Origin of the sequence: Methylocapsa sp. S129, assembly GCF_009765995.1 — a bacterium.
Taxonomy (GTDB): domain Bacteria; phylum Pseudomonadota; class Alphaproteobacteria; order Rhizobiales; family Beijerinckiaceae; genus Roseiarcus.
Genome location: NZ_LMUI01000059.1, coordinates 298,185 through 315,771, shown reverse-complemented (window position 1 = coordinate 315,771; position 17,587 = coordinate 298,185). Strand labels below are relative to the sequence as shown.

17 protein-coding genes are annotated in these 17,587 nt (G+C 62.1%); 10 read left to right on the top strand and 7 right to left on the bottom strand.

Annotated features, from left to right (window positions below):
• The first annotated feature begins 12 nt into the window (after window positions 1–12).
• The 6 genes from GSQ90_RS30060 to GSQ90_RS30035 are packed head-to-tail and all read left to right on the top strand — an operon-like array spanning window position 13 to window position 5,983.
• On the top strand, window positions 13–882 hold the full coding sequence (locus GSQ90_RS30060) for an ABC transporter permease (RefSeq protein ID WP_158818657.1): 870 nt from the start codon (window positions 13–15) through the stop codon (window positions 880–882).
• Between the two features lie 34 nt (window positions 883–916).
• Window positions 917–2,020: an ABC transporter substrate-binding protein gene (locus GSQ90_RS30055; RefSeq protein ID WP_158818656.1), complete on the top strand. Its 1,104-nt coding sequence runs from the start codon at window positions 917–919 to the stop codon at window positions 2,018–2,020.
• A gap of 28 nt (window positions 2,021–2,048) precedes the next feature.
• A complete protein-coding gene (locus GSQ90_RS30050) occupies window positions 2,049–3,656 on the top strand; it encodes an FAD-dependent monooxygenase (protein WP_158818655.1) in 1,608 nt (535 codons plus the stop codon).
• Window positions 3,657–3,663: 7 nt separating this feature from the next.
• Window positions 3,664–4,452: an alpha/beta fold hydrolase gene (locus GSQ90_RS30045; protein ID WP_158818654.1), complete on the top strand. Its 789-nt coding sequence runs from the start codon at window positions 3,664–3,666 to the stop codon at window positions 4,450–4,452.
• Between the two features lie 14 nt (window positions 4,453–4,466).
• Window positions 4,467–5,654 carry a Xaa-Pro peptidase family protein gene (locus GSQ90_RS30040; protein WP_174247548.1) on the top strand — a complete coding sequence of 396 codons (1,188 nt, stop codon included), beginning with the start codon at window positions 4,467–4,469 and terminating at the stop codon, window positions 5,652–5,654.
• 50 nt (window positions 5,655–5,704) lie between these two features.
• Window positions 5,705–5,983, top strand: coding sequence for a chorismate mutase (locus GSQ90_RS30035; protein ID WP_158818653.1), 279 nt, complete (start codon window positions 5,705–5,707; stop codon window positions 5,981–5,983).
• Between the two features lie 254 nt (window positions 5,984–6,237).
• On the opposite strand, the gene GSQ90_RS30030 is transcribed toward GSQ90_RS30035, so the two are convergent.
• From GSQ90_RS30030 to GSQ90_RS30010, 5 genes are all read right to left on the bottom strand, one after another.
• Complete coding sequence (locus GSQ90_RS30030; RefSeq protein WP_158818652.1) at window positions 6,238–7,746, bottom strand: aldo/keto reductase; 1,509 nt, start codon at window positions 7,744–7,746, stop codon at window positions 6,238–6,240.
• A gap of 138 nt (window positions 7,747–7,884) precedes the next feature.
• Window positions 7,885–8,832: a branched-chain amino acid ABC transporter permease gene (locus GSQ90_RS30025; RefSeq protein ID WP_158818651.1), complete on the bottom strand. Its 948-nt coding sequence runs from the start codon at window positions 8,830–8,832 to the stop codon at window positions 7,885–7,887.
• Entirely contained in the window at window positions 8,829–9,737 is a 909-nt protein-coding gene (locus tag GSQ90_RS30020; protein WP_158818650.1) for a branched-chain amino acid ABC transporter permease, read from the bottom strand. Before GSQ90_RS30020 ends, GSQ90_RS30025 begins: the two co-directional genes overlap by 4 nt.
• Window positions 9,734–10,456, bottom strand: coding sequence for an ABC transporter ATP-binding protein (locus tag GSQ90_RS30015; protein ID WP_158818649.1), 723 nt, complete (start codon window positions 10,454–10,456; stop codon window positions 9,734–9,736). The genes GSQ90_RS30020 and GSQ90_RS30015 overlap by 4 nt, the downstream gene beginning before the upstream one ends.
• Entirely contained in the window at window positions 10,453–11,217 is a 765-nt protein-coding gene (locus GSQ90_RS30010; RefSeq protein WP_158818648.1) for an ABC transporter ATP-binding protein, read from the bottom strand. Before GSQ90_RS30010 ends, GSQ90_RS30015 begins: the two co-directional genes overlap by 4 nt.
• A gap of 192 nt (window positions 11,218–11,409) precedes the next feature.
• On the opposite strand from GSQ90_RS30010, the gene GSQ90_RS30005 reads away from it, so the two are divergent.
• Genes GSQ90_RS30005 through GSQ90_RS29990 form a run of 4 tightly spaced genes read left to right on the top strand, consistent with a single transcriptional unit; the run spans window position 11,410 to window position 14,777 of the window.
• On the top strand, window positions 11,410–12,096 hold the full coding sequence (locus tag GSQ90_RS30005) for a GntR family transcriptional regulator (protein ID WP_246731840.1): 687 nt from the start codon (window positions 11,410–11,412) through the stop codon (window positions 12,094–12,096).
• Entirely contained in the window at window positions 12,093–12,452 is a 360-nt protein-coding gene (locus GSQ90_RS30000; RefSeq protein ID WP_158818646.1) for a TIGR04076 family protein, read from the top strand. The genes GSQ90_RS30005 and GSQ90_RS30000 overlap by 4 nt, the downstream gene beginning before the upstream one ends.
• Complete coding sequence (locus GSQ90_RS29995; protein WP_158818645.1) at window positions 12,449–13,504, top strand: aldo/keto reductase; 1,056 nt, start codon at window positions 12,449–12,451, stop codon at window positions 13,502–13,504. Before GSQ90_RS30000 ends, GSQ90_RS29995 begins: the two co-directional genes overlap by 4 nt.
• A gap of 13 nt (window positions 13,505–13,517) precedes the next feature.
• A complete protein-coding gene (locus GSQ90_RS29990) occupies window positions 13,518–14,777 on the top strand; it encodes an ABC transporter substrate-binding protein (protein ID WP_158818644.1) in 1,260 nt (419 codons plus the stop codon).
• Between the two features lie 253 nt (window positions 14,778–15,030).
• Here GSQ90_RS29990 and GSQ90_RS29985 read toward each other — a convergent pair whose 3' ends face one another.
• Entirely contained in the window at window positions 15,031–15,249 is a 219-nt protein-coding gene (locus GSQ90_RS29985) for a hypothetical protein (protein WP_158818643.1), read from the bottom strand.
• A 640-nt stretch (window positions 15,250–15,889) separates the two neighbouring features.
• Complete coding sequence (locus GSQ90_RS29980; protein ID WP_158818642.1) at window positions 15,890–17,533, bottom strand: ABC transporter ATP-binding protein; 1,644 nt, start codon at window positions 17,531–17,533, stop codon at window positions 15,890–15,892.
• Window positions 17,534–17,587: the final 54 nt, after the last annotated feature.

The window sequence follows — 17,587 nt, the reverse complement described above, 5'->3', positions numbered from 1 at the left end:
ACGGAGCGAAATATGGCCGAGATAGCGACGCTCGACGCTTCCGCCCCGCGCACGGGTCAGGCGATAGCGACGAAACGCAGGCGCCGGCGATCGATTCCGGCGAAAGTCTATTCTCTGATCCTGCTCGTCCTCCTGATCGCGGTTTGGGAGGGGAGCGTTCGTCTCTTCCACGTGCCGAGTTGGCTCATTCCTTCGGTGAGCGACATCGTCGTGGCGCTCTGGAATGGATTTGCGGTCAGTCCGTTGGCGCGCGACGGGTTCTGGCTCCATAGCTTCGTGACTATTTCGGAGACGGTGCTCGGCTACTTCGTCGGCTGCGGGCTCGGCCTGGCGCTCGGCGTCGCGATCTCGCAAACGGACAAGCTGGAGGCGGTGCTGCGGCCCTATGTCGTCGCGTTTCAAAGCCTGCCCAAGGTCGCCGTCGCACCGATCATCGTGCTTTGGTTGGGCTTTGGTCTGGCCTCGAAAGTGGCCATTATCGCGCTGCTCACCTTCTTTCCCGTGTTGATCACCTGCCTCGCCGGCTTCAAGGCGGTCGAGCCGGAGCGGATCGACCTGCTGCGATCGCTTTCGGCGAGCCGCTGGCACATTTTCACGAAGGTCAAATTCTGGACCGCGCTGCCCTTCATTTTCGCCGGCCTGGAAATGGCCGCCGCTTTCGCCGTGGTCGGGGCCATCGTCGGCGAATTCATCGGCGCGCAGTCCGGACTGGGCGTGCTGATCTTGCAATTGGACAGCGCGATGGATGTCGGCGGCAGCTTCGCGGTGTTCATCATCCTGTCGCTGATCGGCGTCGGGTTGAGCGCCGTCATACGGGTCGTCGAGGCGCGGGTCCTCTACTGGCTGCCGAAGGATCAAGCGCGCCGGAGCATCAACCTGTGAACGCCCATCTGTTCGAGCGCTGAAGGAGGGTGATATGATCAATCGCAGAGAATTCGGCCTGTCGGCGCTCGCACTGACGATGTCGGCCGCCGCGCCGCGGCGCGCGCGCGCGGACGCTCCGATGATGTTTCGCATCGGCAACGCCGCAGGCGTCAACGACCCGCAGCAAATCTTCGCGACGGCCGGGCGCCATCCTCGCCTCGGCTATTATCAGGCCGAGGGCGTCGACATTGAATTTGTCGGCGTCGCTAACCCCTCGCAAGGCATGCAATCGGTCGCGACCGGCGAGACGACGGTGGCGACGCTGGCCTCCGGCATTTACCTCCCCGTCGTCGCCAAAGACCCCTCATTCCCGGTGATCTCGACCTATTGCTGGCTACCGCGAAATGTCGCGGTCGTCGCGGTGAAGCCCGATGCGCCCTATCAATCGATCGCCGATCTACGCGGTAAACGGATCGGCGTGCGCAATCAGGGCGACATCGGCAGATACGTCGCCAAGACCATGTGGAGCGAATTGGGTCTCGACGACGGCGGCGCGGATTACATCGCGATCGGCGAGGGAGGAGGCGCGGGCGCGGCGCTCTACAAGGATGGCGTCGACGTGATCGTGACCTACGATACTTCGGCGGCGCGAGTCGAAATCGCCGGCTTTAAGCTACGCTATCTCCCGCTGACGCCAAAATTCGCGGCGACGCCCTCCGGATTTCTCGGCTTCAACAAGAGCTTCCTAGCCGAGCATCGCCGCCAGATGGTCGGCTTTCTGCGCGCGATGGCAAAGTCGACGATCTTCGCGCACACAAACCCAGAACCCTGCATTTCCATGCACTGGGAGCAATATCCCGAAAGCAAGCCAAAATCGAAATCGGAAGCCGAGGCGAAGGCAGACATGCTGTTTTTGCTGAGCAAGCGGATCGATCACTGGATGCCGAGCCCCGACAATCCCGACCCGCGCATGGGCGCGACCGATGTCGAGGCGTGGAATGCGCTGATCGCGATGACCGCGGAGACCGTGGGCGATCCGCAATTCGCGGCCAAGATTGGCGATCCGCATAAGCTCTTCACCAACGATCTCATCGAGGAGGTCAACGCCTTCGACAAGGCCGCGATCATCCAGCAGGCCAAGACTTTCAAGCTTTAGAGCTGCGCTCATCAACGGAACAGGTCTCATGAAAAACAACGAACGCACGTCTGTGATGATCGTCGGCGGCGGCCCGGTCGGCCTCTCGACGGCGCTGCTGCTCGATCGCTTCGGCGTCGATTGTGTCGTCGCCGAACGCAGCCCCGCGACGACAGAGCACCCCAAGGCGCGCGGTTGCATGGCGCGCACGATGGAGCTGTTCCGTCAATGGGGGGTCGAGGACGCAATCCGCGACCGCGGCCTGCCGAGCGACGCCGATGTCTTCTCGGTCGCCTCGAGCATTGCGGGAACGGAATACGGCCGCTCGCGACCCGAGCCCAACCTCGATCAGACGCCGTCCTGGAAGAGCATCGTCGCGCAAGACGCGGTTGAAGAGGAGCTTTTCAAGAAACTGAAGAACGCTCGCCATGTCCGCGTTCGCTTTAGCACGGAGGTCGTCTCCGTTGAGGAAGATGGCGCCGGCGTCGCCGTCCGAACCCGGTCGGTGGAATCCGGTGAAGAGACTTTGTGGCGCTCGACCTACGTCGTCGCCGCCGATGGCGCGGGAAGCGGCGTGCGGCGCGCCTCGGGCATCGAGATGGGCGGCCCTCCGACGCTCGCGGTGATGTCAAACGACTATTGGAAGGGCGATCTCTCCAGCATCCGCCATTCCAGCGATTGCGCGGGTTGGCTGCTGTTTCCCGAGGACAGGAATGAGCCGCGGCTCACCATCCTCAACACGAACGGCCGCGACCGTTGGTTGTCGGTCATGAAGATCGGCGACGTCAAAGACGAGCGCGAGCGGCCGTGGACGGAGGCCGAGTTCGTAGCGATGACGCGCCGCTATGTGGGACTCCCCAATCTCGGCGTCGAGATGATCAATCGTTCGATCTGGCGCGTGAGCAAGCAGGTCGCGGCGACTTTTCGTAAAGGGCGCATCTTCATCGCCGGCGACGCGGCGCACCGCTTTCCTCCCAATGGCGGATATGGCATGAATTCGGGCATCCAGGACGCGCACAATCTCGCGTGGAAGCTCGCTTTCGTGGTGAAGGGTTTCGCGACAGACCGGCTTCTCGACACCTACACAGCGGAGCGCAAGCCCGTCGCCCAATCCAACGCCAATTTCAGTCTCGGCAATCTCGAACGTTTCAACGCGCTCGAAGAGGCGGTGCGATCGAACAACCAAGATCGCATCCAGTTCTGGACCGACGATATGGACAATCACACCCACAGCATGGGCCAGAGTCTGGGCGTCATCTACGAGGAGGGCGCCGTGATCCGCGACGGGACCGTTCCGCCCCCCTACAACCCCCGCGTCTACACCCCCAACGATCGCGCCGGATCGCGCTTTCCGCATCTGTGGCTGGATCCGAGCCGCAAGCGCACGACTCTCGATTGGTTCGACACCGAATTTGTCGTCGTCGCCGGCCCCCTCGGTTCCGGATGGCTGGAGGCGGGGCGCGACGTCTCGGCGAAAACAGGCGTCCCGCTCGGACTGCGCGCCCTGCCGCGCGCCGACCATCGCGATGGCGTTCGCATGGGGCAACGCGGCGTCGCGTTGGTGCGCCCGGACGGCCATGTCGCCTGGCGCATGCCGTGGATGCCGTCGGATCCCGCCAAGGAACTCGCCGGCGCCCTATCAACCTTGCTTAATTGAGGCGTCGATGGTGGACACGATTGAAGTCAATGGCGTCACGATCGCGTTTACGCGACGTGGCAAAGGGCCGCCGCTGGTCCTCATGCACGGGCAAGAGGCCGATCACTCGATGTTCGACGCGTTGTCCGAACGTCTCGAGGGCGATTTCACGATCGTCGCGTACGATCAGCGCGACTGCGGCGCGACGATAAATCCCGAAGAACCCTGCACGCTCGCGGATCTCGCCGATGATGCGGCCGCGCTTGTCGCAGCGCTCGGAGTTTCCCGGGCGCATATCTACGGCAGCTCTTTTGGCGGCCTTGTCGCGCAATTCTTCGCCGCGCGCTTTCCTGACCGCGTCGACCGGCTGGTGTTGGGCAATACGTGGCGCGCGGGACTGAGTGTGCAGGAGGTTAACCCCGAGGGCGTCGCGCGCCTCGTGCAGTTGCGCGGCGATCTCGACGCGAACGCGCAGAACATTGCCGAATTGTTCTTTACGCCGGACTTCGTCCGCGACAACCCGTCGATCGTCGGCATGTTCCGTTCCAATAGCCGTAGTCCTCAGAAGCGCGGGCGCCGGGCCGCCTTGGCTTCACAAACAATGAGCGCCGATATCTCGACGTTCCCGCGTCCGGTGCTGCTGCTATCAGGCAGCGAGGATCGCGTCATACCTCACGACGCAACCGCCGCGCTCGCCGAAGGCGTCCCGCGGACGCAATTCGCTCTGCTCGACGGCGTCGGCCATGTCGGCGTCATCCAGGCGCCCGACCGAGTTGCTGAAATACTGAAGCGCTTTCTTCTCGATCAACCTCAATAAAGGAGGCACATCCCGTGATTGATCATCCCGAGAAGACCGGCATGCTCGTCCCGTTTGACGCCGCGCGTCTTGACGCGCTGATGGACGACAGGGGGATCGATGTGATCCTCGCCACATCCCCGCACAACGTTCAATATCTGCTGGGCGGCTATCGTTTCTTTTTCTTCGAGACGATCACGGCGATTGGGGTAAGCCGTTATTTGCCGATCGTCGTCTATTTCAAAGGACGACCTGACGCGGCGCTCTACGTCGGTTCCGTGATGGAAAAACACGCCTGGAGCATCGGCGCCTTCTGGACACCGCATTGCGTCGCTGGATCTTGGGGTTCCACCGATGCGATGGCGACCGCGATCGACCATATCAAAACGTCAGGTTTGCCGGCTCACCGTATTGGCGTCGAGGCAGGCTTCATGCCCGCGGATTCGAAGGACGCGCTGACGTCGGCTTTTCCGAGCGCTGAAATCGTCGACGCGCTGCGAGTCCTCGAACTGCTGCGCGCGATGAAGACGCCAGAGGAACTGGCTCTGCTGAAAAAGGTCGCCGAGGGCGTCGAAGGCGGAGTTCTGGCGGCCTTCGCATCCGCGCGTCCCGGCATGAACGGGCATCAGTTCGTCGAGCAGGTCCGCGCAGAGCAATTCGCTCGCGGCGTGGACTTCGCCTTCTGTCAGATAGCTATCGGGTCGAGCTTCAACAGGGTCCCATCCGACCAGATATTGAAAGAGGGAGAGATCGTCTCGCTTGACGCCGGCGGCACTTTTAAAGGCTATGCCGGCGATCTTTGCCGCATGGGCGTCGCCGGCGAACCCGACGCGGAGCTCATCGATCTGCTGGAGGAGGTCGACATCATCCAACAGGCCGCACGCCACGCAATACGCGCCGGGGTCGCGGGCGGCAGCCTCATCGCCGCCGGCGACGCCGCGGTCGAATCCTCGCCGCATCGTTCGGCAATGGATTTCACTGTCCACGGCATGGGACTTGTGCTGCACGAGGCCCCGCGTCTTGCAAGCGGCCGCCCGTTGCCCTATCCCGCCGACGACGCGGAGCGGCCCCTGGAAGTCGGGATGCTGCTGTCCGTGGAAACATCGATCCGCCACCCGACGCGAGGTTTCATCAAGATGGAGGATACGCTCGCAGTGACAGCGGATGGCAGCGAAGCCTTCGCCGACAACGGACGCGGCTGGAACATCATCGGCGTCGGGTGATCCCGAACCTATCAGCGCCAGCAAAGTGCGATCGGACGCGAGGAAGCACTATGATAGTGAACGAAGTTCTGGCGCTGCAGCAGGCGATTGATCAGATCGACGATCAACTCATTGAGCTTTTGAGGCGGCGTTTCGAGCATTCGAGGCGGATCGGCGTCATCAAGAAAAGCGCGGCGCAACCGCCCGTCGATCCCTCCAGGGTTCAAAGCCAGCGCGATCGGTTCCTTCGCCATTGCGCCGAGAGCGGACTCGATCCCGAAATGTCAAAGCAGCTTCTTCTTGCGATCACCGACCGAGTGATCGCCGAGCGTTTGGCGGCGGCGGATTAGGGACATAGGCCGGCTATGCTCGGGATGAATTCCCGCGATGCGAAACGATCGCAGCGCTGTCGGCGGGCTGCGATATTTTCGATCGGTCCGCTATGAAACCTGCGGCCGAACAATCTCGGCGCTTTGACCGAAAAGAATTCGTTCGGATTCCTCAGAAGCGCTTGGGGTCACAGTTGGAGGCCGATTCGCGATAACGCAGCCGCAGGACCTCCGACCGAACTCTAACGGCAATTCGGCCTGGAAAAACAAGCTCATCAAAGCGGGTCGTTCTCGATGGGGCGTCCCGGCGCGACAACGGCTTCCGCCTCTATCTCGACTTCGTAGTCACCGACGAGCCGGGAAATTTCGAGCAATGTATTGGCCGGGCGAATATGACCAAAATATCGACCGTGGGCGCGCGAGACAGGCTCCCACTGATCGGCATCCTTGAGGTAGACGCGCGTGCGAATCACGTCCTCCAACTTACCGCCCAATGCCGCCAGGCTGGCGGCGATCTTGTCGAGAATGAACACGGTCTGTCCGGCGGCGTCGCCGGGACAAACAACTTCTCCCGATCCATTCGTCGCCGTGGTGCCGCTCACCAATATCCGCTCGCCGACCCGCACGGCCCGGCTGTAGCCAGCAATGGGCTCCCAAACGCTGCCCGAGTCGACGCGCCATCGGTCCGCGCGCCCCTCGACGCGTTCGGCTTTGTACACCTTCGGCAAAGTTTCGAGATGATGGCTGAGATCGCCCGAAGCCGTGAGAAAGGGCGGACGGCGGTATTCGTCGCCGCAATCGCCGTGAAGTGGCCTCGTCGTGGCCAATGCGGCTGCGATCGCGTCCTTGTCTCGCGCATCCAGGGTGAACGCGAAAGCCCTCGCATTGTCCGCGCTGTGATCGCGCTCGCCCAGCCGCGCCCCGACAACGACCGCGGCGACGGCAGGGTGATCAAGAGTCCAGCGCGTGGCGATATTGGCGAGCGAAACGTCGTTCTTGAAAGCGATTTTCGCTAGCGCTTCGAGGATACCCTGAAGCGCGGACCAACCACCGATCGCATCGACGAAGCGCTTGTATTTTGACTTACTCCAATCGGCGATGGCGCTTGGAGCCGGTTCGGGCTGGCCGAGCCAACGCTCGGAGATGAGCCCACCCGCGAGAGTTCCGTAGGCGAGCAGGCGAACGCCATGCTCCAAACAGAACGCACTCATCTCGCCGGCGGCGCGACGATCGAGCAGCGAAAACGAAATCTGGTTGGAGACCACCGGAATCCCATGCTTCACCAACACGCGCAAATGCGCAGTGTCGAAATTGGTGACGCCGATATGGCGGATGAGGCCTTCCCGCCGAAGCGCCTCGAGTTCTTTCATCGCGTCGAGATAGCCCGGGTGATCGAAGCTCCACCAATGAAATTGCATCAGGTCGATCGTCTCGACGCCCAGTCTTTTCCTCGCGCGGTCAACGCCCTCGCGGACGATCTCGCGCGTCATGGATCCCGGGACGGGGCACCATTTGGTGAACACTGCGGGACGCGCGCCGCCGGCCGGCTCGCCCGAGGCGACGCGTTGCAGGAACCGTCCGGCGATGATCTCCGCGCTGCCGTAGTGATCAGCCATGTCGAAGCTGTCGAAACCCGCGCGCGCATAGTCCAGCAGAGTGGAAGACGCCGACTCTGGATCGAGCGGACCGTTTGCGCGCTCCTGGTCTGCGACCTGCCAGAGTCCGGTGACGATGCTGCTGATTTCGAAATCGGGAGCGAGCAGGGAGCGCAAAGGGTGGGTCATCGCATGTTCGCCTTGTTCAAATCGTCTAACCTGGCCCGCGTCTTTCTCGCCTGCGGGCCGCCGCGCGAAGAAAGGTACTGCGCAGAGCATGATGGATGAGAAAAGTCGAGCGTCGCGAAGTGGGATCGCCAATGTTTCTCATTCATCCAAATGCCGCGAAACCACCGTCCGCTCTCCAATCAACCCACGCGGGCGCAACAGCAACGCCAGCGCCAGGAAGACTCCGACTGCAACGATCTTCAAGGCCGCCGCACGGGCCTGTTGCTCGGCGGGAACAATCGCGCCTATCGCGACGCCCGACGCGCTCCACAGCGCCCAGACAAGGACGCCGCCGAGGATGGCGCCACGATTGTTGCCGGAGCCGCCGATGATCAGCATCGTCCAGACCAGAAACGTCAGGCTCGAGAGGTAATTGTCGGGCGCGATGAAACCGATGAAATGCGCTTGCAGGGCGCCCCCGAGCCCCATGACCGCGCCGCCCAGCGCGAAGGCTTGCAGGCGATAGAGGCTCGGACTCTTGCCAAGCGAGGCGGCTGCGCGTTCGTCCTCGCGAATCGCACGCAGCACACGCCCCCAGGGAGACCGCACGAGCCGTTCGCTGGCGATGTAGAGCACGAACGTCAAAGCCGCGACTAACGCGAGATTGAGGCCGTTGAACAGCAGCGGTCGATCCGCGACTTCATTGAAGGGCCTCGGAATAAAGGCGATGCCATAGGGACCGCCGGTCAGCCTCTGGGCGTTGAGAGCGATGAGATGGATCGTCACCGCAACGCCGAAGGTTGTGATCGCCAGATAGTCGGATCGCAGCCGTAGGGTCGCGAAGCCGATCAAGGCCGAGGCGGTCCCCGATACGAGCATCGCACCGAGCCAGCCGGCAGCGATCGGCAATCCCCATCCCATGAGGTGCGCGTCCGTCGCGGGGGTCGTCAACAACGCTGATGCGTACGCGCCGATGCCGACGAAGCCCGCGACGCCGACGTTGAACAGCCCCGTCTGCCCCCATTGGAGGTTCAGACCGAGGCAGATGATCGCGTAGGAAAGCGCAGTCGTCAGAAAGAAGAAGGCATAGCTCGCAAAGCCGATCATTCGCGCGCCCCAAACAGGCCGGCTGGGCGGATCAACAATATGCCGATCAGCAGCACGAACGCCGCCGCCGCGCGCCATTCCGCCCCGACCGTCGCGGCCGACAGCGCCTCGGCGATGCCGACGACAAGGCCACCCATCAGTGCGCCGGGAATGCTGCCGATGCCGCCCAGGATCGCCGCCGCGAACAAAGGCAGCAGCATGTCGAAACCCATGAACGGCCGGATTTGGACGACGAGGCCAATCATCACACCGGACGCGCAGGCGAGCGCGCCGCCGATCAGCCAGGTCACGCGCACGACATGATCTACATCCACGCCCGCAACGCGGGCGAGCGCACGATTCTCGCTCACCGCGCGCATCGAGCGCCCGATCTGCGTGCGCGAAAGCACCAGATTCAGAGAGATGACCAGGATCGCCGTCAGGGCGACGAGCGCCAGTTGATCCGCCGTCACCCGTACGCCCCAACCCAAGCGGATCGCGATCTGCAATTCCCGGCTGAAATATGCGGGGCGCGAGGTGAACAGGAATTCGAGCAGGTTTCGCAGCGCCATCGAGGCGCCAAAGCTCGCCATCACGACGGTGATGCTGCTCGCCTTGTCGCGCAGCCGCGCGAATAAAGCCCAATCCAACGCGAGCGCGAGCAGCCCGGTGAGCGGCATCGCGATGAGCAACGCCAGGACAAGCCCCCAACCAAACGAGAGCGGTCCAATTGGAATCGCCGCGCCGGCAACGAGCCACCCTGAAGCGCTCGCAACGCCGAGCGCGAGATAGGCGCCCCAGGCGATGAATTCGCCATGTGCGAAATTGGCGAATCGCAGGATTGAATAGGTAAGCGTCACGCCGATCGCGCCCAGGCCGATCATCGCGCCCGTGAGAATCCCGTCGGCAAGGAATTGCAGGTTCACGCCCTAACGCCTCCGAGATAGAGTTCGGCCACGCGAGGATCGCCCCACAGCTCCGACGCCCGTCCTTCGTGGCGCTCGCGGCCTTCGACGAGGATCAAGCCGCGATCGGCGATGGCAAGCGCGGCGCGGGCGTTCTGCTCTACGAGCACGATCGCGACGCCGTGCGCGCGGATTTCGGCGAGTCGTGCGAATACGCCTTCGACGAGTTTGGGCGAAAGCCCGGCGGAGGGTTCGTCGAGCATCAGCACGCGCGGCGCGACGATCAGCGCGCGAGCGATCGCCGCCATCTGACGCTGACCGCCAGAAAGACGCCCTGCCGCAAGGCGCCGCTGGCGCGCCAGATCGGGAAAGAATCGGTAGATCTCGGCGATGCGCCCAGCGCGCTCCGTAGGCTTCAATATGCCAGCCGCCAGCAGCAGATTGTCCTCGACCGAGAGCCCCGTGAAGATGTTTTCGGTCTGCGGCACGAACGCGAGGCCGTGGCGAACCATGCGATGGGCGGGAAGGCGGGTGATATCTTCCTCGCCGAGAAAAACGCTGCCCGATTGTACCGGCGTCACGCCCGCAATAGCTTTGATCAGCGTGGATTTGCCCGCGCCGTTGGGGCCAAGCACCGCAACGATTTCGCCAGCTGCGACCGTCAGGGATGCCCCATTGACGATAGGCACGCCGGGGTCGTAGCCCGCGACGAGGTCCGTGACAGCCAGAGCCGCGCTCACGCGGCGCTCCCGCCTAGATACGCCTCAATGACGGCCGGATTGCGCGAGACCTCGGCCGGCGCGCCTTCTGTGAGCCGCTTGCCGCTCGCCATCACCATCACGCGCCCACAGAGTCGGACGACCATGTCCATATTGTGCTCGATAACGAGGAACGTCACGCCTCGTCGGTTGATGTCGAGAATGCGTGCGATGATCGTCTCGAGTAGGCTCGGATTCACGCCCGCCGCTGGTTCATCGAGAAGGATGATCGAGGGCTCGGCGATAAGCACCCGGGCGAGTTCCAGCAGTTTGCGCTGCCCGCCCGATAGGGTGCGCGCGGGTTCACGAGCGAGGCGCGAGAGCGCCATAAAATCAAGCAGAGCCATTGCTTTGTCCCGCGTCTCGCGCTCTTCGCGCGCCACGCGGCGCGGGGCGAGCCAGTTAGGGAGGATGCGCTCGCCGATCTGTCGCTGACGTCCCAGCATGACGTTTTCAACGAGGGTCATCTCAGGGAAGGGCCGGGGGATCTGAAATGTACGCCCCAGCCCCGTGGCGATGCGATGATACGCGGGGGCGGCCTGTACCTCTCGGCCTTTGATGAGGATGCGTCCAGAATTCGCAGTTAGGCTGCCCGCGAGCAGGTCAAACATCGTCGTCTTGCCGGCGCCGTTAGGGCCGATCAGTCCCGCGATTTCGCCGGGGCGCACGCTCAGCGAGACGCCGTCGACCGCCGCGAAGCCGCCGAAGCGCTTGACGAGGTTCTCCGCCACCAGGATCGGCATGGCCTCTTCCGCTTTTGGCGACTCGCTCAATTTTTCAGCTTACATTTTGTGATCACACTTGTTATGATCAAATAACAGGTCGCGTGGCGCGGCGGAAGAGGGAAAATGCTCGCGGACGGAGGGACAGGCGTGAGGCGATCGGGTCGGCAACCCTCTCGGTTGAACAGCGCGACCTCGGCGAGGCTCACGCCCGTGCCTCGAGAGACTGTCAACGATCGCGTTTATGGCGAATTGCGCCGCGCGCTGATCAAAGGTCTGTTCGATCCCGGCCAAGTGCTCACGATCCAGGAACTCGCTACGACGCTGGAAACGAGCACGATGCCGGTGCGCGAAGCGCTGAGTCGGTTGATTTCCGAGCAGGGCCTGGAGGCGATGCCGAACCGTTCGGTACGCGTGCCCCCGGTCGACGCGACGCGGCTGGAAGATCTATTGCAGGCGCGGATTGTCATTGAAGGGGCGACGCTGGCGATGGCCGCGCCCCGATTGTCGTCTCCGGATCTTGACGAACTCGAATCGCTGGTACGTCGGCACGACGCGCAGCCGCGGGCGCCTGCGGCGATTGATTTGCAGCTTGAACTCAATCAGGCCTTCCATTTCCGCATCTATCAGGCCTCGGGCTCGACCGTGATGATCCCGATCATCGAAAGCCTTTGGCTACAGTCCGGTCCCTATATCCGGGCTGCTGCGATGGCGTTCGATCCCAATAGCGAGATATCGACCTCGCATTTTCATGCCAAAATCGTCGGCGCCCTTCGGGCGAAGGACATTCCCGCCGCTCGGGCTGCATTGGCCTCGGACATCGGGCGAGCGTTTGACCTGTTGCGTGACAAGCGGCGAGGCGCCGGGGTGAAGACGCCGCAGGCGGGAGCAGCGGGATGAGCGCGCCGATCGATGACTATTTCGAACTTTACGACCTGCGCGTCGAAGTCGTCGCGCCGGCGGGAACGAAGCTTTTTTGCGGGGCGGCGCCCGGCGACTATTTCGAATTGCGCGGTGAGATGCTGACGCTGCCGCCGGGTCAAGGCATGTCGATCTATTCGATCGCCTCGGTCATCCCGTTCCTGGCGGCCAAGCAGCGCCCGACGCATGCGCACGATTGGATGACCAGCGACGCGGAAATCGCTTGTCCAGACCCGAATTGTCCAAGCCGGTTGCGGATCACCCGCATGGGTCTCAGACGCTTCAGTCATGCGCAGACAACGGCGACGCCAATGCTGGGAGCCGAAGTCCCATGAGCGCAATCGCGCAGATCAATCTTCGGCCGGACTACGAGATAACGCGCGTGATCCGCGGCGGTTGGCAACTGGCGGGCGGCCATGGCCCGATCGATCGCGAAGCGGCGATCGACGATCTTGTCGCTGCCTTCGACTCCGGCGTGACCACCTTCGATTGCGCGGACATCTACACCGGCGTCGAGGAACTGATCGGCGCCTTTCGCGCCCGCGTCGCGACAACGCGCGGAACGCAGGCGGCGCGTTCTATCCATATTCACACCAAGCTCGTGCCCGATCTCGCCACGCTGGAATCCATCGACAAGGCCTATGTCGAGCGCATAGTCGATCGCGCCCTCAAACGGCTGCGAATGGAACGGCTCGATCTTGTGCAGTTTCATTGGTGGCGCTACGCGGCGCCGGGAATGATGGATGTCATTGGTTGGCTGGATGAATTCCGCCGCGCGGGGAAGATCCGACATGTCGGGCTTACGAATTTCGACACAGCGCATCTGCGCGAAGTGCTGTTGTCCGGTGTCGATATCCTGAGCGTGCAAACGCAATACTCTGTCCTCGATGGGCGGCCGGGGAACGGCGTCGCTGCGTTATGCGAAGAGTATGGCGTCTGGTTGCTTTGTTACGGCTCGGTGGCGGGTGGCTTCCTGAGTGATCGCTGGTTGGGCGCGCCCGAACCCGTAACGCCCTTGGAGAACCGTTCGCTCGTCAAATACAAGCTCATTATCGACGATTTCGGTGGCTGGGACCTATTTCAGGAGCTGCTGCGCGCTCTGCGCCGCGTCGCGGATCGGCACGCCGTCGATATCGCCACGATCGCGAGCCGCTATGTCCTCGACAGACCGCGCGCGGCCGCGGTGATCGTCGGCGCGCGCAATCGTGCGCATGTCGATGACAACGCGCGCATCATGGCCATAGCGCTCAGCGACGCCGACGAGGCGGAGATATCGCCGGTGACTGCGCGCGCAACAGGGCCGCTCGGCGATTGTTACGAGCTGGAACGCGATTTGACCGGGCGGCATGGCTCAATCATGCATTACAACAATAATGCGAAGACATGAGACGGAGGGCGTGATGGTGAAATTGATGGGAACGACAGCGGCTTTGGCTTTGCTGCTTGGCGCAGCGCCTGCGCGCGCCGCCGACTGCTCGATTGTGGTCGGCGTCGTTATGGAGCTGACCGGCCCTGCGGGCGAATATGGTCAGGCGGGCGCGAAGTCTGTCGAAATGGCCTTCCGCGATCTCAACGACGCGGGTGGTGCGCATGGATGCAAGCTCGTCACGGACACGCGCGATTCGCAGAGCGCGGGCAACGTCGCGGTAGATGTCGCGACGCAACTCGTGCAGGTCAAGAAGGTCCCCGTCATTATCGGCGGCATCATTTCCTCTGTGTCGATCCCGATCCTGACCTCGGTGACGGCGCCGGCGAAGGTCGTGCAAGTCTCGCCTGCGTCATCCTCGCCGACGCTGACGGCTCTTGGGCGCGACGGCAAGAGCAATGGCATCTTTTTCCGCACCATTACCTCCGATGCATTGCAAGGCGTCGCGGCGGCGAAATACGCACTTGATCAAGGCTTCAAGAGGATCGCCGTCATCCACGTCAACAATGATTTCGGCGCCAATCTCTTCAAGGAATTCGCGCGCGCTTACAAAGCCCTCGGCGGCGAGATCGTCTCTGTCACGCCCTACAACGAGAAGCAATCGAGTTACCAGGCCGAGGCGACCGCTGCGATGTCGGGTGATCCTGACGGGCTCTATCTCATCAGCACGCCGGTCGATGGCGCAACCATCGCGCGCGCGTGGATCAGCCAGGGCGGCGTCGCGAAATTCCTGCTTAACGACGGCATGAACAGCCCGGACTTCATCACGAGCGTCGGCGCTAAATATCTCAACGAGGCCTACGGCACGTCCTCGGGCACAAGCCCGACCGCTTCAACCGAATATTTCAACGCCAACTACAAGGCCTTCTCCAACATCGACCCCGCCAATCCCGCGGCGGACCGCTCCTATGACGCGGGTGCGATCGTTGGCCTTGCCATCGCCGCCGCCCCCACACAGGAACCGCTCACCATTCGCGACGCCATCTTTAAGATCGAGGACCCGAACGGAACGGTTATTCACGCCGGAAAGGCGGATTTCGAGAGGGCGCTCAGCCTACTGAAAGAGGGTAAGCCGATTCGCTATGAAGGCGTAATCGGTCCGGTGTCGTTCGATAAATACGGCGACATCACCGGACCGTTCAGGCTGTGGAAGATTGCCGACGGCAAGGTGACGACGACGGGCGAGATGAGTACCGCAGACGTCAATGGATTGATCGCGAAGATCGCGAAGTAATCTGTCGCGCGACGGGATCGCGATTCGCCTTAACCCGCAGGACCACGCTTGTCTCTGCCTCCAGCCGCGACAAACTAATTGCGGGTCGACAAGGTCAACGGGACTGCGTGTGTTGCGGCTTCGAGTTGGACTATCCCGTAGAGCCGCCATCACCCTCTCCCTTAGCCCATAGAGCCTTGCAAGCAGCATTCGGCGTCGGGCGGGATCAATGCGAAGGCGGCCTTGGTCGAGTGGCGAGGGCGGGGCTCCCGAGTTACCGCGCTTTATCCAGATCGCGCTTGATCATCCACTCGCCGGCGATGCCTTTCGCTGACGCGAGCGCCACAAGCGCCCTTACCGTCAATTGCTCGCTACCCCTCGTTCCCGCGCCGACCATCTCGACGATGGCGCCAGCGAGATGATGGCTAACCGCCGCGCTATCCTCCGGCGCGACATGAACTCTGGCCCATACATTGGCGAAAGCGTCTTTCATCAACTTGGCGAGTTCTGGATCGAAAGCGCCTGAATCAAACCGCTTCGGTATCGTAATTCCTCTTCCTAAGCCTCGTGCCCGCACCTTAAGGTGCGAACCCATCGCAAGCCAACAAGCCCACGACGACGGCGCCCACACAATTCAAGCCGATCACAACGCGGCGGCTCAGCGCTCGTTTCCTTTCATCAGCGGTCTGGGCTCGTGTCTTCATCACTCGGTCTTCCTCAGCCTTGCGCCAGAGACGCCGTCGATAAACTCGATGCCGGTGTCCTGGGGGTTCGCGAGCCGCGCTCGAAAGTCGAAAGCGAAGATTCTATGGTTTGCGCCTTAATAGATGGCTTAATGCGGGGCCATCGCAGGAGATCGCGTCCAGCTCTGACCTGCGCCCGTTGAACGGGAACCTTCGCGCGTAGATCACGGCCGCGCCGGCCATCCCAACCATAGCGCCCAGGCCCTTCATTAAACTTCAACTCCGACCACCGATCGGGAGGTGGCCACATGGGTCAGTTTATTTTCGTATCCTATTGATTCGACCAAAAATTGATGTTTCCTAACTTAGGTCAATGTTACATATCTAATGCCTATGTAGAATAGAAGCTAGTCGTGGCCCATGGGCATCGTTGCACCGCGCTAAACAGCTTCAGATTCGTTGTAAGGGCTGGGATTTGTTTGGGTTGCGGTTGGCTAGCAGGGTCGTCAACCAGGCCGCATCCAGCTGCGGAACGGACGATAGCAGCAATTCCGTGTAGGGCGCGTGCGGTGGTTGGAGAATAAAGTTCTTGTTTCCTTGTTCAACAACAACGCCCCGGTGCATCACGACGACTTCGTTCGCGATTGCGCGGACCGTCGCGATGTCATGAGTGATGAATATGTAGGCGATACCAAGCTCGTGCTGCAGCCGCATCAGGAGCAGGAGAATGTCGCGCTTTACGATTTGATCGAGGGCGGAGGTTACTTCGTCGCAGATGATCAGGTCCGGTTTCGCCGCGATCGCGCGCGCGATCGCGACGCGTTGCTTTTCACCCCCGGACAGTTCGCTGGGGAAGCGGTCGAAATGCCTGTCCTGCAACTCGACAAGCCGCAGCAGTTCCCGCGATTCGCTTTCGAGCGCGTCGCCTCTCAATGAGCCATAGATATGGAGCGGCCGCCCGATGATCTTCCTCACCGTTTGGCGAGGGTTGAGCGCTGTGTCGGCGGACTGATAGATCATCTGGATGCGTCGAAGAAGGCTTCGATCTCGTGCTCGGTAGTCGTCGGCCAGGGTCTCGCCGTCAAATTTGATGGTTCCGCTGGATGGCGCAAGAAGGCCGGCGATGGTCCGGCCCAGTGTCGATTTGCCAGAGCCGGACTCACCGACGACGGCGACCGTATGTCCCTTGGGGACGTCGATCGTGGCGTTCTGAAGGACCTGCTGCTCCGCGTAGCCGGCGGAAACGTTCTCGATTCTCAGGAGGATGGCCGACTCCGAAACCGGATCTTTCGACAGATTCCGCACCGCCCACAATGACTTAGTGTATTCTTCTCGGGGCGCGGCCAGCATCGTTCGCGTCGGGGCCTCCTCGATCGTCTCGCCGTTCTTGAGAACCATGATCCGATTCGCGATTTGGGAAACCAACGCCAGATCATGCGTGATATAGATCGCCGAGAGATTGCGTGCGGCGATCAAGTCGCGGATCGCCACAAGAACCTCGATCTGCGTCGTGACGTCGAGGGCAGTCGTCGGCTCGTCAAAAACGATGAGGTCGGGATCTGACATCATGGCCATCGCCATAATCGCTCGCTGCAACTGGCCGCCTGAGACCTGGTGAGGAAAGCGCTTTCCGAAGTTATCCGGGTCCGGCAACTGAAGCTGTCGGTAGAGCGCGATTGCACGCCGGGTGGCGTCAGCGCGTGTTGCCACGGCGTTGATCACTGTGGTTTCGATGGTCTGGTCAAGCAGGCGATAGGCAGGGTTGAATGAAGCCGCGGCGCTCTGGGCTACATAGGCGATCCGCGTTTCTCTCAGTTTGCGGGTGACCGCGTCGGGCGACCGAACGAGATCGACGCCGTCGAATTCGATGCTGCCGCCTGTGATTCGACAGCCGGGCCGAAAGATTCCAGTGGCGGCGAGCCCGATCGTCGACTTGCCGGCGCCGGATTCTCCAATCAGGCCCAGAACCTCGCCATGATGAAGATCAAGGCTGATATCGCGCAGGATCGGATGGTGAACGCCGTCAACCTCACCGGTCACGTTTAGGTTGCGGATCGAGAGCAGGGGCGCTTCGACCAATTGCTCACGCCTCATCGCGAAGTCCACTTATGACATGGAGATACCAGTCGACCACCACATTGACGCTGA

Coding starts and splice junctions, on each gene's coding strand:
- GSQ90_RS30010 (WP_158818648.1), bottom strand. CDS start 11,217: ATGCCGATCCTGGTGGCGGAGAACCTCGTCAAGCGCTTCGGCGGCTTC.
- GSQ90_RS30025 (WP_158818651.1), bottom strand. CDS start 8,832: ATGATCGGCTTTGCGAGCTATGCCTTCTTCTTTCTGACGACTGCGCTT.
- GSQ90_RS30030 (WP_158818652.1), bottom strand. CDS start 7,746: ATGACCCACCCTTTGCGCTCCCTGCTCGCTCCCGATTTCGAAATCAGC.
- GSQ90_RS30000 (WP_158818646.1), top strand. CDS start 12,093: ATGAGCGCGCCGATCGATGACTATTTCGAACTTTACGACCTGCGCGTC.
- GSQ90_RS29995 (WP_158818645.1), top strand. CDS start 12,449: ATGAGCGCAATCGCGCAGATCAATCTTCGGCCGGACTACGAGATAACG.
- GSQ90_RS29980 (WP_158818642.1), bottom strand. CDS start 17,533: ATGAGGCGTGAGCAATTGGTCGAAGCGCCCCTGCTCTCGATCCGCAAC.
- GSQ90_RS29990 (WP_158818644.1), top strand. CDS start 13,518: ATGGTGAAATTGATGGGAACGACAGCGGCTTTGGCTTTGCTGCTTGGC.
- GSQ90_RS30050 (WP_158818655.1), top strand. CDS start 2,049: ATGAAAAACAACGAACGCACGTCTGTGATGATCGTCGGCGGCGGCCCG.
- GSQ90_RS30045 (WP_158818654.1), top strand. CDS start 3,664: ATGGTGGACACGATTGAAGTCAATGGCGTCACGATCGCGTTTACGCGA.
- GSQ90_RS29985 (WP_158818643.1), bottom strand. CDS start 15,249: ATGAAAGACGCTTTCGCCAATGTATGGGCCAGAGTTCATGTCGCGCCG.
- GSQ90_RS30055 (WP_158818656.1), top strand. CDS start 917: ATGATCAATCGCAGAGAATTCGGCCTGTCGGCGCTCGCACTGACGATG.
- GSQ90_RS30060 (WP_158818657.1), top strand. CDS start 13: ATGGCCGAGATAGCGACGCTCGACGCTTCCGCCCCGCGCACGGGTCAG.
- GSQ90_RS30035 (WP_158818653.1), top strand. CDS start 5,705: ATGATAGTGAACGAAGTTCTGGCGCTGCAGCAGGCGATTGATCAGATC.